General features: G+C 39.7%; 3 protein-coding genes. All 3 read right to left on the bottom strand.

Annotated elements, in window-relative coordinates:
- Nucleotides 1-737, bottom strand: a 737-nt coding sequence (locus WQ54_RS17485; RefSeq protein WP_046585902.1) for a reverse transcriptase domain-containing protein, incomplete at its 3' end; no start/stop codon positions are given.
- A gap of 944 nt (nucleotides 738-1,681) precedes the next feature.
- Nucleotides 1,682-2,224, bottom strand: coding sequence for a DUF6022 family protein (locus WQ54_RS17480; RefSeq protein ID WP_046585900.1), 543 nt, complete (start codon nucleotides 2,222-2,224; stop codon nucleotides 1,682-1,684).
- Between the two features lie 680 nt (nucleotides 2,225-2,904).
- Nucleotides 2,905-3,357 carry a VOC family protein gene (locus tag WQ54_RS17475; RefSeq protein ID WP_046585898.1) on the bottom strand — a complete coding sequence of 151 codons (453 nt, stop codon included), beginning with the start codon at nucleotides 3,355-3,357 and terminating at the stop codon, nucleotides 2,905-2,907.
- Nucleotides 3,358-4,613: the final 1,256 nt, after the last annotated feature.

The raw sequence follows: 4,613 nt of genomic DNA, 5'->3' as shown, positions 1-4,613 counted from the left end.
TGGTTACTTATCCACCAGTCTAATTCATTTAAAACAATATTAGATAATAATGGAGATAAAATGCCACCTTGCGGCACACCTTTTGACGGTATGCCTTCACCTTCAATTTCAGCTTTTAACAATTTTGAAATGATAAAAAGTAGTGATTTATCTCTAATGCCTAATGACCAAATTTGTTTAAGTAATTTACTGTGGCTTACATTGTCAAAGAAACCTTTAATATCTACATCTATGCAATGATAGAGGCCCGCCAAGTTAATAAGGGACTCAAACCTTGCTTTCGCGTGATGAGTGCTTCTGTTCGGTCTAAAACCGTAACTATGCTTATGAAACTTCGCTTCGCAAATCGGTTCTAAAACTTGTAATATGCACTGTTGAAAGATTCTGTCCCATATCGTCGGGATACCTAAAGGTCTTACTTTGCCATTCGGCTTTGGTATGAACACACGCCTAACTTTTTGTGGAACATACGATTGAAGCATATTTTGAACCTTCTGAATGACTTCTTCTACAGACAAACATTTGACATCTTCAATGGTTAATTTATTTGTACCAGCCGTTTTACTTCCTGTATTTCTTTTGATATTTCGATAAGCAAGACGTATATTTTCATCAGAGCTAATCCATTTCATTAAGTCATAGAAATTTTGACCATTAACACTTTGAGCGTACAAATTGTCAAAACAATGCTGCATATCGTAATACTCATTGTGTCTCAGTTTCTTCCGTTTCAACAAGTCGGTGACTCCTTTGGGAGTTGAACCTCTTTTAGTCTCACAAGAACCTTATTAACCGATAAAGAACTGCCTTACATGGTTGAGTGATTCTTCATTAGTCTAGTGGCTATCCCTCCATGTTGATTAGACATTTCATTGGTACTGTACCACCACTTTCACTGATATAAAGATAAGTTATACAATAGCTAATCTCACTATTGCTTTCCTTACCAACGGTTCATAGGAAGTAAGTCCTCCACGTTATCAGCTTACAACGTTGAATTATATCTATTATAGAATGAACTTAGGTGCTTCCTGTAGGCCTGTTAGCCGATCGTGTGCCTGTAACACATCATGGATTTTCATATATATTAGTCTTACTCATCCACAGCTAACCTCACTTAAGTGATATACACATTTCTATGTATCGCCATTCTAGACCCGTACATTCAGAAGTTCGTCAGCTTAACCTTTTACTGTAGGTTTTTAAGCATTCTCACCTTATTCATTCAACTCAAGCATCATGATTTACACCACCCCCTCGGGTAGGCTTTCGTCAGCCGAACTGATACGGTAAATTCTTACGCCTTTTTGCCGAGCTTATAACACTTTCATTCTTACTAAATCAAGTGCTATTCGACGCAGAGAGAGCCCTTCAAGGCGTTACTCTATCATTTGACTCTTCAATATAATCCTTCAGTTCCAACGGAACTGTCTAGCCTTTACCTGAGAGATGTGACCATCCTCAATTTGAGCTAGAAACATTTCGCACAATATAATGGCCCTTTAATTGAATAAGACAGCTGAAGTTTAAGGGTCAAAAGAAAAACCCTATTAATACAGGGTTTTATCAAACTTTATTTTGTTCGTATTTTAATTTCTTACATTAGAAGGCTCATAGGGTTAACCTTGAGACTTCTATTTTTATAGACTGAGGACTCTATAAGCCGTAACCCTTTGGTTCTTCAGCCTTTGTTATGCTGATTCTGCATGTATTCTTCGTATTCAATCTTAAATTCACGCGCCTGCTTGAAGTCAATAGAACGGAAAGAGAGAACCTCAACGACATCCTCCTTATGCGTTTCGAGTAAAGCAATGATTTCAGGCTGACGGGGAACCCGAAACTGCGTGTGATCATGAAACACAACAGTGACTATGGTACCTAAAGGCTCTTCATTCATAGAAAAAATGGTGCTCCACATCCAACGTTGTCTGTCTTCCATGTTGCCCCACTCTCTTGAAATGCCGAAATCGCCTGGCAATCTAGGTTCCGCACGCAACCCTGCCACATTAAGCTCTTTATGAACAGATAAAAACAGCAGATGCAAATACGTCCCGTACGCCCTATCGCCTGCCTCATTATATGCTTGCATCAACTTATCCCGGTTGTTCTCGAAGAGGCTTTGCCAGTTTTCCGCGATATGGTCCTCAATGTAATGAGCGATCGCGGCAATGCTATTTTCTTTCCTTTCCTGAAGAAACTCTTTTAACGGTTTGGTCTTATTCATTGTTAATCCCCTCCCAAATGTTCTTCATTGTGACGACAGCAACTTTCGCATTCATCATAACAAATAATACCAACTTTGTAATTATTTTTCTGCAATGAGATCGATCTTGTCCAAGTTTAATGGTGAAATAAAGCTTTATACATGTCATCATAACGATTGTATAGTGAAGTTCATTCAAGATTTTGAATTGATTGATCTTCCGGACGCAACAGTCCTTGACGGTGAGTTGATCGTTAAAGGAGATAATGCCGACCGCACCTTGAGTAGTAGAGGGAGCTAGTACTTTGCGGTATATCGCAGCTTAGCTCCCTCTATCACTAATTGGGGTAAGGAAACGATTCGAGGGGATGAAGGGCCAATATGGTAAACAAAACCAAAAATTAAGAATTAGATGTTTAATTTCAATAAAGTTGTTCCAGAAAAGCGCCCTTTAATAAGAATTTCTTCAAATCGAGACGGATTGGCATATAACGTTTTCGCATTAACGAACCCTGCGAGCCTGAATCTGCTTCCCTGCTTCTTCTCCTGGCGACCAAAGGGGCTCGGAGAATCCCGCAGCGTGAATGCTGTGTTATATGACGTACCCGACTTCTTCGAGTTACTTTCACACTGCTTTTCTGGTTCAATTTTACTTCAGTAATGTATATTTCAGTAAAGGCTTTTTATAAAACGTCACTTGCTTATTTGTTACCGAGTTGTTCCGCCAAACCGATTAGAAGTCCTTCGATTCCACGAATGTAGCAGAGCCGATACGAGTCCTCGTACTGAACCACTTCGCCAACGAGCTGAGCACCATGCTTAGTGAGTCTGGATACCATTTCGTCAATGTCTTCAACGGTAAACATGACTCTTAGATAACCGAGGGCGTTTACAGGAGCAGTCCGGTGATCTGATATAGCAGGTGGGGTGAGAAATCGCGAAAGTTCAAGTCGGCTGTGGCCATCTGGGGTAACCATCATAGCAATCTCTACGCACTGAGAACCCAGTCCGGTTACGCGACCAGCCCATTCACCTTCGACAGTGGCTCGCCCTTCGAGGTTCAAGCCAATCTCCTCGAAGAAAGAGATTGCGTCATCAAGGGATTCTACAACGATGCCTACATTGTCCATTCTTAGTAATTTGTTTATTGCCATAGTTTTATCTCCTTATGTGTAAAAATTTATTATCTGATCATCTTCATAATAATTCTAATAAAAAGTTACAAATTCCTTCCAAACAAAAAACACCTTGTCACAGTTCATGATAACAAAGAAAAGTCACAGTATAGGAAAATGTGAAATTGGGTTTTCGGGTATGTATATAACATCTTGTTAACGAACAACACTTTGTAAACCCTTTGCTATTGGAATATTCGCGAACCTTATTTCGTGAATGCCATCATGTTCAAATAATTTTAAAAATTCGATACCGTAGTTGCTATTCGATAAAACAACTTCGACTTCCCCACAAAATATTCCTGCCCTGTACTCATGACAGATAGGTAAGGGTTTGAGGTTATCGCCCCCTTTTCCCCCTGCTAGCACCAGTACGTGCGACTTTCATCGCATACGGCGCCCCAACTAATCCAATTCGATTTAATCATCAACACTTTCAAGTAATACTACTTTTTGTGTTTCAATTCTTCCGTTTCAATAAGTCGGTGCCTCCCTTGGGAGGTGAACCTCTTTTAGTCTTACGAGAACCTTATTAATCGATAAAGATTTGCCTTGCATAATTAAATGAATCTTCATTAGTCTAGTGGCTATCCCTCCATGTGGATTAGACATTTCATTGGTACTGTGCCACCACTTTCACTGATACAAAGATAAGTTATACAGTAGTTATTCTCACTATTGCTTTCCTTACCAACGCTTCATAGGGAGTAAGCCCTCCACGGTATCAGCTTACAACGTTGAATTATATCTATTATGGAATGAACTTAGGTGCTTCCTGTAAGCCTGTTAGCCGTTCATATGCCTGTAACATATCATGGATTTTCATATTAATCAGTCTTACTCATCCACTGCTAACCTCACATTAGGTGATATACACATTTCTATGTATTGCCATTCTAGACCCGTACATTCAGAAGTTCGTTAGCTTAACCTTTTACTGTAGGTTCTTTTGCATTCTCACCTTACTCATTCAACTCAAGCATCATGATTTACACCACCCCCTCGGGTAGGCTTTCGTCAGCCGAACTGATACGGTAAATTCTTACGCCTTCTTTGCCGAGCTTATAACACTATCATTCTTACTAAATCAAGTACTATTCGACGCAGAGAGAGCCCTTCAAGGCGTTACTCTTTCATTTGACTCTTCGATATAATCCTTCAATTCCAGAAGGAATTGTCTAACTTTTATCTGGGTAATGTGACCACTCCCAAGTTAGGTTAGAAACGTTTCGCAC

The sequence above is a fragment of the Bacillus sp. SA1-12 genome, from assembly GCF_000981385.1.
Classification (GTDB): Bacteria; Bacillota; Bacilli; order Bacillales; family Bacillaceae; genus Metabacillus.
This window is presented reverse-complemented; position numbering and strand designations above follow the sequence as displayed.

Excerpts from the sequence above, each read along its gene's own strand:
- WQ54_RS17480 (WP_046585900.1), bottom strand. The coding sequence starts at position 2,224 with ATGAATAAGACCAAACCGTTAAAAGAGTTTCTTCAGGAAAGGAAAGAA.
- WQ54_RS17475 (WP_046585898.1), bottom strand. The coding sequence starts at position 3,357 with ATGGCAATAAACAAATTACTAAGAATGGACAATGTAGGCATCGTTGTA.